The organism is Mesorhizobium sp. WSM3873, from assembly GCF_001672445.1.
Classification (GTDB): domain Bacteria; phylum Pseudomonadota; class Alphaproteobacteria; order Rhizobiales; family Rhizobiaceae; genus Mesorhizobium.
Genome location: NZ_LYTM01000001.1, coordinates 165,195 through 180,896, shown reverse-complemented (window position 1 = coordinate 180,896; position 15,702 = coordinate 165,195). Strand labels below are relative to the sequence as shown.

Sequence of the window (15,702 nt, the reverse complement as noted above, 5' to 3'; positions counted from 1 at the left end):
GTGCGAGTGGAAAGGAACGCCCGGCCGTCTCGTCGCCGGCCGGGCGCAGCGTGGTCAGGCGGAGGCGACCGCATAATCCTTGGCGAAGATGTACTGTGATGGATGCAGTTCGAAGCCCTGCACCTTCTTGTCCATGACGGTCGAGAAGATGCGCCAGAACGGCTGCACGATCGGGCCCTCGTCCTGCATGATCAGCTCGATCTTCTCCATCACCTTGCTGCGCTCCTTCGGGTCGAGGATGCCCTCGGCTTGGGTCAGCAGCTTGTCGAATTCGGCGTTCGAGAAATGCGATTCATTCCAGGCGGCATTGGAGCGGTAGGCGAGGCCGAGCGTCATGATGGCGAGCGGGCGGTGGCCCCAGGCGGTCAGGCTGAAGGGCGCGCTGGTCCACACTTCCCAGTACTGCGCGCTCGGCAGCGACTTGATGTTGGCCTTGATGCCGATGTCCTTCAGCTGTTCGGCCATCGCCTGTGTCGTGTTGAGCTCCCAGATCGGGTCGGGTCGTGTCACCAAATCCAATTCGAAACCGTCGGCATGGCCGGCGTCGGCCATCAGCTTCTTCGCCTTCTCGACGTCGCGCGGCCATTTGGGCAGCGCGGCATATTCGGGGTGCGACGGCGCCACATGGTGGTCCTCGGCCGGAGTGCCGGCGCCGAGCAGGACGGTCTGGATGATCTTGTCGCGGTCGAGCGCATGGCGCATGGCCTGGCGCACGCGCTTGTCCTTGAACTGCTCGACATCGGGATGCATGCGCATGACGATGGTTTGCGTCGTCTCGACCTTGTGGACCGAGACATGCGGGAAGGCCTTCATCGAATTGATCTGCACCGCGTCGGCTTCCGACAGGCCATCGACCTGCTTGGACGCCATCGCCGCGATGCCGGCGCCGGGATTGTCGCCGAGGTCGACGAATTCGAACGTGTCGAGATGCGCAGCACCGCCCCAATAATCGGCCCGCGCCTTGTACTTCGCGCCCTTGCCGACCGTGTATTCGACCATCTCGAACGGACCGGTGCCGTTGGCGCTCGGGCCGAAGGCGCCGTTGTCCTTCGGATCGAGGATGAACATCGGATAGTGGAAGAGATGTTCGGCGACCGCGATCTGCGGCGAGAACAGGTTCAGCCGCACCGTGCTGTCGTCGACCTTCTCGATCGCCTTGTCGGACCAGAGCCGGCTCGACTTCTTCGGATTGCCCTTGTCGTCCTTCTCGCCGGTATCGTACTCCTCGACGAGATAGCCGGTGAACAGGCCGAGCACCGAGGAGCCGACTTTGGGATCGCTGACACGTTTCAGGTTCCAGACCACGTCGTCGGCATTAAGCGCCCTGCCGTCACGCCATTTCACATCCTTGCGGATGTGCAGCGTCCAGGTCTTCAGGTCATCGCTGACGTCCCACTTCTCCAAGAGATAGGGGTGGGTGATGTTGTTGCGGTCGGTAAAGGTCAAATATTCGCAGACCTGGCGGATGACGTTGGATTTTTCGGCGAAGTCGGCCAGGTGCGGATCCTTGATCTCCATGCAGCGCATGCCGATGCGCAAATTGCCGCCTTTCGGCAGGTCGCCGGCACGCGCTTGCGTCGCCGGGTCGATGATGCCGGCCATGGCATAGGCCGCGCCGGCCGAAAGCCCGAGCAGCGTCGACTTGCGCAAGAAGTCCCTGCGGCTGATCTCGCCCTCGTTAAGCTGATCGAGCAGTGTCGGAATATAGGGATGCGATGTCTTGTCCAAGGTCTTAACCTCCGAGTTGTCGCGATGCGCGTGCCGGACAGGGCGCTTCGGCGCTGTCTTTTCGACTGGTGCGGAAGCGGTTTTGAAGGCCGCGGCGCGACCGCGCCGCCGGACCGTCAAGACGCATGGACGACGAGAGGCATGCCGGTCTGACCGGTCTGTCTCCGCGCTCGGAATGCAGGTCCATGGCGGGTGGCTCCCATTGGTGGCGCCGCTGGTCGCGGCTGCTCAATTCCCCGCCAAAAGCTACACCCGGCCTCTATGCCTACAAACGAAGATTGATGTGGCTATGACCTCGTTTTTTTTGCTCTTAACTGCCCCAAAAAGCAGCAGCCAGCCCCAATAGCAGGCTTTACAGTCGTTTCCCGAGCTTTCTACATTGCCGGCGTTCGAAAAAGTGGGGTCATGTTGTCGGCACAAGAGCCAGCACGAACCCCTGTTGTTATCCGGCCCGTCGCCCGGCCGTCCGGCTCCGGCACACAGCCACAAGGAACACGTAAATGCGGACCCATGCCCAGGCTGTTGTGATCGGCGGCGGCCTGATCGGATGCTCGATCCTCTATCATCTGACCAAGCACGGCTGGAGCGATGTCGTGCTGTTCGAGCGCGACGAGCTCACCTCGGGCTCGACCTGGCATGCTGCGGCCAACATTCACGGCTTGCACGACTCGACCAATATCAGCCGCCTGCAGCATTACACCATGGCGCTCTACAAGGAGCTCGAGAAGGAGACTGGTCAGGGCTGCGGCATCTTCCAGCCGGGATCGCTTTATCTCGCCCAGACCGAGGCGCGTGAACATCAGCTCCGGCTGCAGGAAGCCAAAGCGCACCGCTACAAGATGAACTTCTACGAGGTCGACCGGGCGGAGGCCGAGCGGCTGCACCCGCTCGTCGACTTCGACGGCATACGCTGCATCATGTACGAACCCGAAGGCGGCAATGTCGATCCTTCGGGCGTGACGGCCGCCTACGCGGCCGGCGCGCGCCAGCGCGGCGCCGAGATCCACCGCTTCACCGCGGTGACCGGAACGGAGCAGCAGCCGGACGGCAGCTGGATCGTGCGCACCACCAAGGGCGACGTCCGCACGCAATGGGTGGTGAACGCCGCCGGTCTGTGGGCGCGTGAGGTCGGCGCCATGGCCGGGTTGGCCCTGCCCCTCATCCCGACCGAGCACCAGTATTTCGTCACCGAGACCATCCCAGAGATCGCCTCGATGGGCCGGCGCCTGCCTTCGGTCGCCGACCGTGATGGCGAATATTACCTGCGCCAGGAGGGCCTCGGCCTGTTGATCGGCGCCTATGAGCGGGCGATGAAATTCTGGGCCGAGGACGGCACGCCCCAGGATTTCGGCCACGAGCTGTTCCCGGACGATCTGGAACGCATCGAGGAGAACATGATGCGCGCCATCGCCCGCGTGCCGGCGGTCGGCGCTGCCGGCGTCAAGAGGGTGATCAACGGACCGATGATCTGGTCGCCGGACAGCGCCGCACTGTTCGGCCCGGTGCCGGAGCTGCGCAACTATTTCTGCTGCGCCGGCATCATTCCGGGCTTTTCGCAATCCGGCGGCCTCGGGCGCCTGGCGGCCGAGTGGATGATCGAGGGCGAGCCGACGCTCGACATGTTCGGCTGGGATCTCGCCCGCTTCGGCCACTGGGCGGGCAAGGCATTCGTCAAGGCGCGCGTGCAGGACCAGTACAGCCATCGCTTCAAGATCCATTTCCCGAACGAGGAGCGCGCTGCGGGCCGGCCTGTGCGCACACGGCCGGCCTATTCCATGCAGAAGGAAAACGGCGCGGTGTTCGGCCTGAACTTCGGCTGGGAGCATCCGCTGTGGTTCTCGATCGACGGTGAGCCGCGCGAGGAGACGATCGGCTTCACCAGGCAGAACTGGTGGCACCCTGTCGGCCGCGAGGCGCGCATGCTGCGCGACCATGTCGGCATCATCGACATCTCCAACTTCGCCAAATACGAGGTGAAGGGGCCGGGCGCCGAGGCCTGGCTGAACGCGCTTTTCGCCAACAAGATTCCCTCGCGCGTCGGACGATCCTGCCTGACGCCGCTGATCGGCAAGCGCGGCGGCATCGCCGGCGACTTCACCGTCACCAAGCTGGCGGAGGACGAGTATCGCGTCTTCGGCTCCGGCATGGCCGAGCGCTATCATCAGCGTTTCTTCAAGATGCTGCCCTTGCCGGAGGGCACGACGTTCCGTTCGCTCACCGAGAACATGTGCGGCTTCAACGTCGCCGGGCCGAAGTCGCGCGCGGTGCTGCAGCGCTTGACCAATGACGATTTGACGACGGCGTCGTTCCCCTTCATGGCCTCGCGCCGCATCACCGCTGCCGGCCTCGATGTCATTGCGCTGCGCGTCTCCTTCACCGGCGATCTCGGCTGGGAGCTCTATTGCGAGGAGAAGGACCAGACCGCTCTTTACAACGCCCTGCTCGACGCGGCGCGTCAGGAAGGCGGCGGGCCGGTCGGCTCGCGCGCGCTGATGTCGCTCAGGGTGGAGAAGGGCTATGGCAGCTGGGGCCGCGAATACTCGCCCGAATACTGGCCGCAGGAAGTGAAGTTCGACCGCCTGATCAAGATGGATAAGGGCGACTTCCTCAACCGCGACGCCTACGCCGCGCTGGCATCGAAGCCGGCCCGCGACGAGCTGATCATGATCTCGATCGAGGCGAAGGATGCCGACGCCACGGGCGGCGAGCCGATCTTCCTTCCCGATGGCACGCCGGTCGGCCAGGTCACGTCTGGCGCCTACGGCTATCATGTCGGGATGTCGCTGGCGCTCGGCTATGTGAAGGCCGGCTCGGTGAAATCGGGCGATGCCGTCACCGTCGCGATCCTCGGCCGGCCGCACAATGCCGTGTTGCTCGAGAGGCCGCCCTTCGATCCCGATGGCAAGCGGCTGAGGGCCTGACCGGTGCTTGCCTGCCCGGTGACCCGCAACAGCACAGCGGCGTGAGCGGCACGAATGGCGCGGCGCTCGCATCAGCTGGTCGTAAAAGGCGGTAGGGTCGCTTTGGATGACGGTTGGCGGGATTGCGACGTCGGCATCGATGACGGCCGCATTGCGGCGATCGATTCAGGCCTGCAAGGTGGGCAAACCATTGACGCCGCGGGCCTGTGGGTGATGCCTGGCGGCATCGATGCCCACTGCCATCTCGACCAGCCTGTTTGGGGCGGGGCCGGCAACGCCGACGATTTTGAATCGGGCTCCATCTCGGCCGCATTCGGCGGTACGACCTGCATCGTGCCCTTCGGCATGCCGGGTCCGAATATGACCACGGTGGATGCGCTCGAACGGGCGATGGGCTGCGCGGCCGGCCGTTCCATCATCGACTACGGCCTCCATGCGGTGGTGACGATGGGGACCGGCGCCAACGTCGAGGCACAACTTAGCCAATTGGCCGGGCAAGGCATTGCTTCGGTCAAGCTTTTCATGACCTACCAGGGCTTCGCGGTCGACGACGACCTGTTCTTCACCGTGCTCGATACGGCGAGGAAGCTCGGCTGGATCGTCATGGTTCATGCCGAGAACGATGCCGCCATTCGGCGCACGCGGCAGCGGTTGATCGAGCTTGGCCGCACCGAGATGCGCTATCACACCGTGGCGCACAGCGAGATCATCGAGCGTGAGGCGACCCATCGGGCTCTGGCGCTGGCGGAGATGACCGGCGCCCGTATGACCATCGTCCATGTGTCGTCGCGGCAGTCCGCCGAGGAGGTCGCGCGGGCGCGTCAGCGCGGCGTCGACGTCGCGGCCGAAACCTGCCCGCAATACCTCTTCCTCGGTGCCGCGGACCTCGACCGCCCAGGCAGGGACGCTGCCCGCTTCGTCTTTTCGCCGCCGCCGCGCACGCCGCATAGCCGCGAGCATCTCTGGCGGCTGCTGGCGGACGGCGGCATCGACCTCTGGTCGTCCGATCATTCGCCCTATTATTTCGCCGACAAGATCGGCAAGGCGCCGGAGCCAGGTTTCACCACGACATTGAGCGGTATTCCGGGCCTGGAAACCAGGCTGCCGCTGCTGTTTTCCGAAGGGCTGCTGACGGGGCGCCTTTCGCTGCAGCGATATCTGGATCTGACCTCGCGCAATGCCGCCGCGATCTACGGTCTCGACCACCGCAAGGGTCGCATCGCCCCCGGCCTGGACGCTGATCTCGCGCTCTGGGACCCGGCACGCAAGTGGACCATCGGCCACGAAATGCTGCACTCGCGCGTCGACTTTTCGCCTTACGAAGGCAAGGCGGTGACGGGCAAGCCGATCACCGTGCTGCTGCGTGGTGAGCCGCTGATCGCGGGCGAAAAGCTGCAGGCGCAAGCTGGTTTCGGCGGCTTCGTCGCGCGCCGTCCCTCCGATCCGGCAAAGGCCGGCACGGCTGTGGAGGACACCACGCCATGGCTCGACCCCTGATTAGGCGACTTGGAATATCGGGCCTGGCAGAACGTCGGACTTACAGCGTGGGTCGCAAGGTTCGAAATGTGACCGAGTAGCGGTGTTCTGCGAGCGGCGGAATGCTGTGCTCCCATTCGTTGCGCGCCGGACCGGCCATGAGATAGGCGGATCTCGGCTCGACCTCGATCGTCTGCCGGTCCCATGTCGCGCCGTTCCTGCGGCGCAGCCGGAAACTGCAGGATGCCAGCAGGGAGACGCCTGCGACGAGCTCGAAATGGGGCTTGTCGCGATGCCAGCCGATGCCCGCGCCAGGCCGGTATTCGTTGATCAGCACCTGCGAGAATTCCGACGCGGGCCGACCGGCGAAGACGGCGACCTTGTCGCGAAGCGGCAGCAGGAAGTCGGGTATGGCCGGTGCTTCCACGACCTCGCGGCGATCGTAGTCGTAACGCAGCCCGAAGCCGACAACCTGCCTGTTGGCAAGATGGCCGTGGAAATCGAAGGGCTTGAACGGCAGGCCTTCGATGCAGCGGACCAACGCGCTTTCTTCGTTACGCGTGATCAGCTCCGGCCGGTAGCGGAATCCTTCCGGCAGGCTGTTCGGGATACCGAAAAGATCTCCTTGGCGGACTTGCGCCGTGGCGCTCGATTTCGTTGACGGCATGAACCTCAGATAGGCAATTCGGCGGGTCTCGCAAGGCCCTGATCCGTCGGCAGCCGGTGCGACGGAACCCATTGACAGCTACGGGAATTACGCATTGGCCAACGGGGCGCTCGTCATGCCTTCCACCGCCATCCGGAACATCTATTACGACCCGGCGACGAAGATCCTTTCGGTATGGTTCGTCCCGAGCGGCGACCGCTATGACTATGAGCAGGTTGAGGCCGAGACCTACGCGGCATTCAAGGCTGCTCGGTCCAAGGGCCGGTTCTTCAACGAGTTCCTGCGCGACCGATACAGCTTCCATCTGGTCGCGCACGGACCGCGGCATTGAACCAAAGCCCGCTCCCATGCCCTGCTCGAAACCACCCCTCCTGTCGTTGGGCAGGGCCTGTTAGCCTTATTGCTGAGCTACGGTTCGAACTGGAGAATTGGTATCTACCGGTGTGACTTTCGATCGGTTGGTGCGAGCTTGCGCAGCGCCGGTGCGCACCGCCGAGTGGCAGTCAACCTCACTTGCGCGGAACGTTCCTCTGCTGTCCCGGCGTGCTCTGCCTCCGACTTCGGTTCGATGCTGTCACAGTCTCGTGAGCTTCCGGGCCTTCGCCTGCAAAATTCGGAACAATGCCCCCGTTGAGAGGTTAGCGCCCCATAGCCAGCCCCGATGACAGCCAGCCTGGGAGCGAGCCATGTCCCGAATTTCCGCGCCAAGCACGACCGGCCTCAGCCGGCGAAGCTTCATGACAGCTACTGTCTCAGCCGCCGCGGCGGCGCCCTTGCTCAGCTCCCCAACGAGAGCGGAAAAACCGGCCGCGACCCGTTCCGGCTTGAGGGAAACGGTCGCGGTATCGTTGCGCATCAACAAGCAGCCTTACGAGCTTTCGCTGGATGCCAGGACCAGCCTGCTTGACGCCCTGCGGGACCATGTCGGCCTTACCGGCACGAAAAAAGGTTGCGACCACGGGCAGTGCGGCGCCTGCACCGTTCTGGTGGACGGAAAGCGCGTGCTCTCCTGCTTGAGCTTCGCCGTGATGAACGACGGCAAGGAGGTGACGACCGTCGAAGGGCTTGCCTCGAGCGACGGCAAGCTGCATCCGATGCAGCAGGCCTTCATCGACCACGACGCGTTCCAGTGCGGCTACTGCACGCCGGGTCAGATCATGTCGGCCATCGGCTGCGTCAACGAAGGCCACGCCAACTCCGAGGACGACATCCGCGAATATATGAGCGGCAATATCTGCCGCTGTGCGGCCTATCCGAACATCGTCGCCGCGCTCGTCCAGGCGCGCGATCAGGCGAGAGGAACCTGACGATGCGCCCCTTCATCTATGAACGTCCGACGGACGTCTCCGCCGCGGTCGCCATCGCGTCCCGCTTTACGGCCGAGGACGACCAGCCGACGCGGGCGAACGCGCAGTTCATCGCCGGCGGCACCAATCTTGCCGACTATATGAAACTTGGGGTGGCGGCGCCCAACCGGTTGCTGGACCTCAACCGGCTCGAAGAGCCAGGGCTGAGGCAGATCAGGGTTACCGACGACGGCGTGCGCTTCGGCGCCCTGGTGCGGATGGGCGAGGCTGCCGACCATGGCGAAGTCAAACGCCGCTATCCCGTCATTGCCGATAGTTTGCGGCTGGCGGCAAGCGGCCAGATCCGCAACATGGCGAGCCTGGCCGGCAACGTGCTGCAGCGAACGCGCTGCGAATATTTCCGCGAGCCCTCCTGGGCCTGCAACAAGCGGGTGCCGGGTTCGGGCTGCGCGGCGATGGAAGGCTTCAACCGCCAGCACGCGGTGCTGGGCGCCAGCGATGCCTGCATTGCCACCTATCACGGCGACTTTGCCCAGGCTCTGATTGCGCTCGATGCCGTTATTCGAGCCGAGGGGTCTCGCGGGGCGCGCGAAATTCCCTTTGCCAGGCTGCATCGGCTGCCCCGCGACACGCCGCATATCGAGACGGATCTGGCGGCGGACGAGATCATCACCGCCATCGAGGTGCCTGCATTACCGTGGGCCCGGCGCTCGCGCTACCTGAAGATCCGCGACCGCGAGTCTTATGCCTTTGCGCTGGCCTCGGCGGCCGTTGCGCTCGACCTCGACGGCGACAGCGTCCGCGAGGCAAGGATTGCGCTCGGCGGGCTGGCGACGGTGCCGTGGCGCGCCGGCGAGGCCGAAGCGGCCCTGCAGGGCAAGAAGCTCGACGAGGCATCGGCAGGTGCGGCGGCGGACGCTGCCTTTGCCGGTGCCGAACCGCGCCAGCACAATGCGTTCAAGGTCGAGCTCGGCAAGCGGACGCTGGTGCGCGCGCTGCTCGAAACGCGAGACATGAAGGTGTGACCATGGACCCAGCCGCTCCGAAGCCCAAGGAGAACATGGGCGAGCCGCTGCCTCGCGTCGATGCGCGGCTGAAAGTCACCGGGCAAGCCCACTATCCGGCAGACTTGCCGACTGCAAACCTGGCCTATGGCGCGCTGGCCACCAGCAGCATCGCCAAGGGCAGGGTGACGAAGCTTCACCTGGACGATGCCCGTGCCGTGCCGGGCCTTCTCGACATCGTCACTTATGGCGACATGGACAAGGTCGAGAAGCCGAAATTCGGCAACGCCGGCGCGACCTCGATCGGACCGCTGCATGACAGGACGATTTTCCACGACGGCCAGATCATCGCCTTGGCCGTTGCCGAGACATTCGAGGCGGCGGAGGAGGCGGCCCAGTTGATCCGCGCCGATTACGAGGAAGAGAAGCCGACCGCGAGTTTCGATAGTCCCGGCACCAAAACCATTCCCGCCGCCGGCAAGAGTCCGCTGTTCAAGGAGGATGTGAAAGCAGGCGATTTCGACGCCGCCTACGCAGCCGCCGCGGTCAGGATCGACGCCCGTTATTCAACGCCCACCCAGCACCACAACCCGATCGAGCTGTTCTCCACGACGGCATTTTGGCAGGGCGATCAGCTCATCGTCCACGAGCCGTCTCAGAACGTCACCGGCTGGAAGGCCGAACTTGCGAGAGAATTGAAAATCGATCCGGCCAATGTGCGCATCGTCAGTCCCTTCATCGGCGGCGCCTTCGGCTCCAAAGGACCGATGACGCCGCGCACCGCCATCGTCGCAGTAGCCGCAAAACGTCTCGGGCGTCCCGTGCGCTGCGTGACGAGCCGCATGCAGGCGTTCGGCACACAGACTTACCGGGCCGAAACCCGCCACCGCATCCGGATCGGCGCCGGCAAGGACGGCCGCATCACCGCTTTCGCGCATGAAGGATGGGAGGTGACATCGCGCCCTGATCCCTATGTTGTCGGCGGCACCTCGGCGACCGGCCGCATGTATGACTACGGCTCGGTGCTGACGCATGTGTCGCTGGTCCAGGCAGATCGCAGCACGCCGGGCTACATGCGTTCGCCGCCCGAGACACCTTACGTCTACGCGCTGGAAAACGCGATGGACGAGATGGCGGTGGCGCTTGGCATGGACCCGGTCGAGTTCCGCCGCATCAATGAGCCGAAGGCGGAACCGATCGGCAAGAAGCCCTTCTCCAGCCGCTCGCTGATCCAATGCTATGAACAGGCGGCCAATGCCTTCGGCTGGGCGAAGCGAGACCCCAAGGTCGGCGCGATGCGCGACGGCGACTGGCTGATCGGCATGGGCTGCGCCACCGCCATCTACCCCACCGCGGTGGCACCATGCGCGGCGCGCGTGCGCCTGACGTCGGATGGCGATGTGCGGGTGCAATGCGGCTCGCATGAGATCGGCACCGGCGTCCGGACAGTGGCCGCCCAGATGGCCTCGGAACGTCTTGGCGTTCCGATCGACAAGGTGACCGTCGAAATGGGCGACAGCAGCCTGCCTCCGGCCCCGGTCTCAGGTGGTTCGATTTCCACCGCAAGCGTCTGCTCGGCGGTTCTGAAGGCTTGCGATGCCATCCGGGCGAAGCTCTCCGCCGGAGCCACGGCCGAAGGCGGCCCGCTTGCCGGCTCACATAACGAGGAACTGGACCTTGACGGCGGCAAGCTTGCGGCCAGGGGCGGAGCGTCCGCGAAGATCGAGGACGTCTTCAAGGCGATGCAAATTGGCGCGATCGAGGAATATGCCGAGTTTGCCCCGAAAGGTGCGACGCCTGAGGCAGTGAAGAAACTCTATGCCGGTCAGTCGGAATTCCATGGCGGCGATCAGGACGAGGACTCGGTGAAATACGCCTTCGGCGCGGAGTTCGTCGAAGTTCGCATCAACAGCTATACTCGGGAAATCCGTGTGCCGCGCATCGTCGGCGCTTTCGCGGCCGGCCGCATCATGAACACGCGCACCGCGCGCAGCCAGCTGATGGGCGGCATGATCTGGGGCATCGGCCAGGCGCTGCATGAAGCGACCGAGGTCGACAGGCGCTATGCCCGCTACGTCAACCGCGACCTGCAGGATTACCTCGTGCCGGTCAACGCCGACATCAGGGACCTGCAGGTGATCTTGGTCCCGGAGGTAGACCACGCCGTCAATCCGGCCGGCGTCAAAGGCTTGGGCGAACTCGGCAATGTCGGCACCGCCGCCGCCGTTGCCAGCGCGGTCTACCACGCGACGGGCAAGCGCATCCGCGATCTGCCGATCAGGATCGACCAGCTTATCGCTTGACGATGCGGCGAGCGGCAGCGCGCCGCGATCTGCTCATCAATCCGCTGATTGCCGAGCCGCCGGTGCAATGCGAGCACCCCCACCCGCATTGCACCGGCGGATAGCTTCCGTTCACAACCCGTCGAATTTTCCCTGCCCGCTTGCCAGCGAGCGCCCCGCTTCGGTTTCGGCGAAGCAAAGGACAGAAAAAGACTTCTTTTTGCGATCCGGCCGGATGTTCTCTTGCCGACCTAGAACACGCGAAGGCTCGCCTGGGAGGCGACGCATAACAAGAGCGGCTCGAAATGTCCGCCCTTCCGCCGTTCGATCGCGCATCTGCGCCGTTTTGGCGAGGTGCAAGGTTGCGGGCGCCGGGTCCGGCAGCTATGTCGGGCCGGACATTCCCGGCGAGAAGGCAGAACCGATGAACGTCCTTTCCACGTCCAAATCGCACGGCGGCATCCAGGGCGTCTATTCGCACGCGTCTGAAGTCTGTGCTTGCGACATGACCTTTGCCGTCTTCGTGCCGCCCCAGGCGAAGGACGGGCCTTTGCCGGTTTTGTGGTTTCTATCGGGGCTCACCTGCACCCATGCCAACGTCATGGACAAGGGCGAATACCGGCGCCTGGCGGCCGAGCTTGGACTCGTCGTCGTCTGCCCCGACACCAGCCCGCGCGGTCCGGACGTTCCCGATGAGAAGGACAATTGGCAGTTCGGTTGCGGCGCCGGCTTCTATGTCGATGCCACGCAAGCGCCCTACGCGAAGAACTATCGCATGTACTCCTACGTCACCGAGGAGTTGCCGGCGCTTATTGAGGCCAAATTCCCGGTCGACATTTCGCGCCAGTCGATCTTCGGCCATTCGATGGGCGGGCACGGCGCGCTGACCATCGCACTGAAGAACCCGGGGCGCTTCCGCAGCTGCTCGGCCTTCGCGCCGATCGTGCAGCCGACGACGGCGGGCTGGTCGCGGCCGGCACTGGAAAAATATCTGGGATCAGACGAAAAGAGCTGGCGCGCCCATGACGCCACGCTGCTCATCGGGGACGGCCATCGTTACGGCGAACTGCTCGTCGACCAGGGCAGCGCCGACGGCTTCCTCCAGGATGGTCTTCGTCCCTGGCTGCTCGAAGAGGCGTGCAAAAAGGCCGGCATCGCGCTGAAGTTGCGCATGCAGGAGGGCTACGATCATTCCTACAATTTCATCTCGACCTTCATGGACGATCATTTGAAGTGGCACGCCGCGCGGATGGCATAGGCAGCGCAAACGCCCGGCAGCCCTGAACCTGAAGTTGGATAGCCGCGACGCAATCCGACGATCCAACGCGTCTTCTCATTGCGGTGAATAGGTCTCTGGAGTAATTTAGTACTTGGTTGGATGAGACGCATGCCCGCTGTCGTTATGCATGCGGTCTGCTCTGGTCCCGGCAGATTGTGAACTCTTTAACAGACCTCGGCGCCGCAAGCTGCGTTCCTGTGGCCGACAGGTCATAGCAGTTAAGGATTTGCCATGCTGCGATGCTGCGCGTTCCTTGCAGCCCTGGTTCTCGTGAGCTTCACGGCCTTCGAAGCTCATGCGGAGCGCAGGGTCGCCTTTGTGATCGGCAATTCCGAATACCGCGACATCCCGGCTCTCAAGAACCCGGACAAGGATGCCGAGGATGTGTCGAACACATTCCGCCTGGCCGGCTTCGACGTGTTCGTCGCCAAGGATCTCACCAAGCTTCGGTTCGAGGAGCAGTTCCGCAACTATCTCGCCGCGGCGGACGGTGCCGATCTCGCCGTCGTCTACTATTCGGGCCACGGTTTTCAGATCGGCGGCGAGAATTTCCTCATCCCGGTCGATGCCTCGCTCAAGGCCGCGGCCGACATCGAGGTCCAGGCGATCAAGCTCGACGACGTGCTGGAGCAGCTGCGGGCGAAATCGAAAATCCAGGTGATCATCCTCGATGCCTGCCGCAACAATCCGTTCCCGCGCAAGGACTATTGGTTGCGCGACCAGCTGATTGCCGCGGGCGGCACCGGACTTGCGCAGGTGAAGAGCTCGCTGAACACGCTGATTGCCTTCGCCACCGAGCCGGGAGCCGTCGCCTATGACGGAGCGGATGATCTCAGCCCGTTCTCGTCCGCCTTCTCGCGCCGGGCGCTGGCGCCCAACCAGGAAATCCGCACGGTGATGGCGGCGGTTCGCCGCGACGTGGTCAAAGCCACCGATGGCAAGCAGGTTCCTTGGGAGAATTCGTCGCTGATCGACGAGGTGGTGCTGATGCGCCGCGCCAGTCGACCGGCACTGCCGCCGGTGCTGGAAAAGGTCGTGCCGTCGGGCGTCGGACCGGTGGCGCTTGACCTGCCGGAGCCGGTCGATGTCGACGGCGGCGCGGTCACCGTCAGCATCGAAAGGCCGCCGGCGCTTGGACGCCTGACGCTGGACGGCAAGCCTGTCGCTGTCGGCCAGCCGATTGCGGGCAAGGATCTGCCGCGTCTTAAGATGGACGTGCCGAAAGGATCCGGCGCGCAGGAAGAGGTCGACATGCTGGCCTATGCCACGCATGACAATTGGGGCGGTCAATCCCAGGGTATCCTGGTGTTTCGGGTCAAGAACGGGAACGCCGCCGAAGGGCAGCAGCTCATGGCTTCGCTCGAGGCCGAGCAGGAGCAGCAGGTGCTGGAGCGCGGCATTCACATCACCGGCGCCGCCGAGGCGATCGAGAACCGTGACGTAAGCGTCCCGGTCGGTGTCGGCCCTGTGCCGCTGAAGCTCGTTTTCCCGACAAAGGATCCCACCGTCAGCGTGAAGCTTGCAAGCTATCCGGCAACGGGAACGCTGTCGCTGCCGGACCGGACCTTGTCTCCGGATTCAAGCCTGATGGCCGATGAAGTCGACCACTTGCGCTACGAACCCCAGATCGGCGCCGTCAAGCCGCTGAGCGTCGGCTTCGAAATAAGAGCCGACAACACGCCGTCGAAGCCGGCGACGATGAAGCTGTCGCCAAGCGTCGACGCCTGTGACAGGGAGGCCGGCGAGCCTCTCGACCTGCAGGGCGTCGTCCCCGGCCTGCTGCCGAACGAAATCAGCAGCAACGCCGTGGATGTCTGCCGGGCGGCGGTGAAAGCCTATCCCGACGTCGCCCGCTTCCGCTACCAGCTCGGGCGTGCGCTGCTTGTTGTCGGCAAGGTCGAGGAGGCCAAGAAGGCCATCCAGGAAGCTGCCGACAGGGGGCATGTCCGGGCGGTGTTCGAGCTCGGCTATATGTATTTTACAGGGACTGGTTCGCCTGTCGACCGCATACAGGCCAACACCTTCTACAAAGCCGCGTCCGAAAAGGGCGATCCCTACGGGATGACGGCGTGGGGCCGTATCTTGTTTACTGGCAACGGCGTTAGGCGCGATACCGGCAAGGGTCTGGACCTAATGCTAAAGGCGGCGGCGATGGGCCACACCTACGCCATGAATGCGCTTGCAGTGATCTTCACGGAGGGCAGTAATGGCATACCCGCCGATCCGGACCGCGCTGTTGCATTTATGAAGGCGGGCGTTGAGCGGCAGGACATGTATTCGATGAATCTACTCGGCCGGAATTACCTTAACGGGCAGGGTGTGGAGAAAGACCTGAAGCAGGCACAGGCACTTTTCCAGAAGGCTATGGATCTCGGCCAGCCCTACGCTCCGAGTAACCTCGCACGAATGTACCGGGACGGCATTGGCGTGAATCGAGACCTCATCGAAGCTCAAAGGCTGTTCGAACTGGCGACCGCGCGGGGCGACCAGTCCGGTGCCTATGATCGCGCCGCTCTGGAGATGCAGAAGGGCGACAAGGCCGATCAGGCCGTTGCTGTGCGCTTTCTCGCATTCGCGGCCGCGTTGGATTTTCGTAAGGAACTGCCGGACGTCCAAAAGACAATCGCAAAATTTGGCGCAAAGGCAAAAACGACGGCTTTGAGAGAGCTTCGTCAGCAGCTCAAGTCGAAGGTCCCCGCGACCGGTTCTGTTGACACGCAACTGGTCGACGTCGCCAGAGCGGTCTGGGAACAGGCCAATCCACGTCGGGATGTTTTTTGAGGAACGAGGAGGAAATGGTGGGAAGGACATTGAAGCAAGCAATTATCGCGACAGTTCTATCCGGCTTCTGGGTGGCGGTCACGGGCTGCACGTCCATGATGCCTAACGTCGAACCGACACCGGTGGCGACGAAGCCTCAGCCCACGGTCGTGCGAGCGGCGACCGCGCCAAAGATCGTCAAACAGAAAAAGGTGGCTAGTAAGAAAGTCATCTTGCCGGTTGAGGAAGAACCTGAAGCACCGCCCCCTGTCATCCCC

At 63.9% G+C, this 15,702-nt stretch carries 10 protein-coding genes; 8 read left to right on the top strand and 2 right to left on the bottom strand.

From position 1 onward, the window contains the following. Positions 1–54: 54 nt before the first annotated feature. On the bottom strand, positions 55–1,728 hold the full coding sequence (locus tag A9K71_RS00755; protein WP_066989416.1) for an ABC transporter substrate-binding protein: 1,674 nt from the start codon (positions 1,726–1,728) through the stop codon (positions 55–57). Positions 1,729–2,228: 500 nt separating this feature from the next. On the opposite strand from A9K71_RS00755, the gene A9K71_RS00750 reads away from it, so the two are divergent. Further along, positions 2,229–4,649 carry an FAD-dependent oxidoreductase gene (locus A9K71_RS00750; protein WP_066989125.1) on the top strand — a complete coding sequence of 807 codons (2,421 nt, stop codon included), beginning with the start codon at positions 2,229–2,231 and terminating at the stop codon, positions 4,647–4,649. A gap of 54 nt (positions 4,650–4,703) precedes the next feature. After that, complete coding sequence (gene hydA / locus A9K71_RS00745) at positions 4,704–6,146, top strand: dihydropyrimidinase (RefSeq protein ID WP_066989123.1); 1,443 nt, start codon at positions 4,704–4,706, stop codon at positions 6,144–6,146. Positions 6,147–6,186: 40 nt separating this feature from the next. On the opposite strand, the gene A9K71_RS00740 is transcribed toward hydA, so the two are convergent. Then, entirely contained in the window at positions 6,187–6,792 is a 606-nt protein-coding gene (locus tag A9K71_RS00740; protein ID WP_066989121.1) for an alpha-ketoglutarate-dependent dioxygenase AlkB, read from the bottom strand. A gap of 115 nt (positions 6,793–6,907) precedes the next feature. On the opposite strand from A9K71_RS00740, the gene A9K71_RS00735 reads away from it, so the two are divergent. From A9K71_RS00735 to A9K71_RS00710, 6 genes are all read left to right on the top strand, one after another. Then, positions 6,908–7,123: a KTSC domain-containing protein gene (locus A9K71_RS00735; RefSeq protein WP_066989414.1), complete on the top strand. Its 216-nt coding sequence runs from the start codon at positions 6,908–6,910 to the stop codon at positions 7,121–7,123. A gap of 355 nt (positions 7,124–7,478) precedes the next feature. Beyond that, on the top strand, positions 7,479–8,099 hold the full coding sequence (locus A9K71_RS00730) for a (2Fe-2S)-binding protein (protein WP_066989119.1): 621 nt from the start codon (positions 7,479–7,481) through the stop codon (positions 8,097–8,099). Between the two features lie 2 nt (positions 8,100–8,101). Continuing rightward, the gene (locus A9K71_RS00725) at positions 8,102–9,124 is read left to right on the top strand and encodes a xanthine dehydrogenase family protein subunit M (RefSeq protein ID WP_066989118.1); all 1,023 of its coding nucleotides are present in this window, start codon (positions 8,102–8,104) and stop codon (positions 9,122–9,124) included. Between the two features lie 2 nt (positions 9,125–9,126). After that, on the top strand, positions 9,127–11,406 hold the full coding sequence (locus tag A9K71_RS00720; RefSeq protein WP_066989117.1) for a xanthine dehydrogenase family protein molybdopterin-binding subunit: 2,280 nt from the start codon (positions 9,127–9,129) through the stop codon (positions 11,404–11,406). A gap of 403 nt (positions 11,407–11,809) precedes the next feature. Next, complete coding sequence (gene fghA, locus A9K71_RS00715) at positions 11,810–12,643, top strand: S-formylglutathione hydrolase (protein WP_066989412.1); 834 nt, start codon at positions 11,810–11,812, stop codon at positions 12,641–12,643. A 252-nt stretch (positions 12,644–12,895) separates the two neighbouring features. Continuing rightward, entirely contained in the window at positions 12,896–15,445 is a 2,550-nt protein-coding gene (locus tag A9K71_RS00710) for a caspase family protein (RefSeq protein ID WP_066989115.1), read from the top strand. The last annotated feature ends 257 nt before the right edge of the window (positions 15,446–15,702 follow it).

Excerpts from the sequence above, each read along its gene's own strand:
- A9K71_RS00750 (WP_066989125.1), top strand. The coding sequence starts at position 2,229 with ATGCGGACCCATGCCCAGGCTGTTGTGATCGGCGGCGGCCTGATCGGA.
- hydA (WP_066989123.1), top strand. The coding sequence starts at position 4,704 with ATGGCGCGGCGCTCGCATCAGCTGGTCGTAAAAGGCGGTAGGGTCGCT.
- A9K71_RS00740 (WP_066989121.1), bottom strand. The coding sequence starts at position 6,792 with ATGCCGTCAACGAAATCGAGCGCCACGGCGCAAGTCCGCCAAGGAGAT.
- A9K71_RS00735 (WP_066989414.1), top strand. The coding sequence starts at position 6,908 with ATGCCTTCCACCGCCATCCGGAACATCTATTACGACCCGGCGACGAAG.
- A9K71_RS00730 (WP_066989119.1), top strand. The coding sequence starts at position 7,479 with ATGTCCCGAATTTCCGCGCCAAGCACGACCGGCCTCAGCCGGCGAAGC.
- A9K71_RS00725 (WP_066989118.1), top strand. The coding sequence starts at position 8,102 with ATGCGCCCCTTCATCTATGAACGTCCGACGGACGTCTCCGCCGCGGTC.
- A9K71_RS00720 (WP_066989117.1), top strand. The coding sequence starts at position 9,127 with ATGGACCCAGCCGCTCCGAAGCCCAAGGAGAACATGGGCGAGCCGCTG.
- fghA (WP_066989412.1), top strand. The coding sequence starts at position 11,810 with ATGAACGTCCTTTCCACGTCCAAATCGCACGGCGGCATCCAGGGCGTC.
- A9K71_RS00710 (WP_066989115.1), top strand. The coding sequence starts at position 12,896 with ATGCTGCGATGCTGCGCGTTCCTTGCAGCCCTGGTTCTCGTGAGCTTC.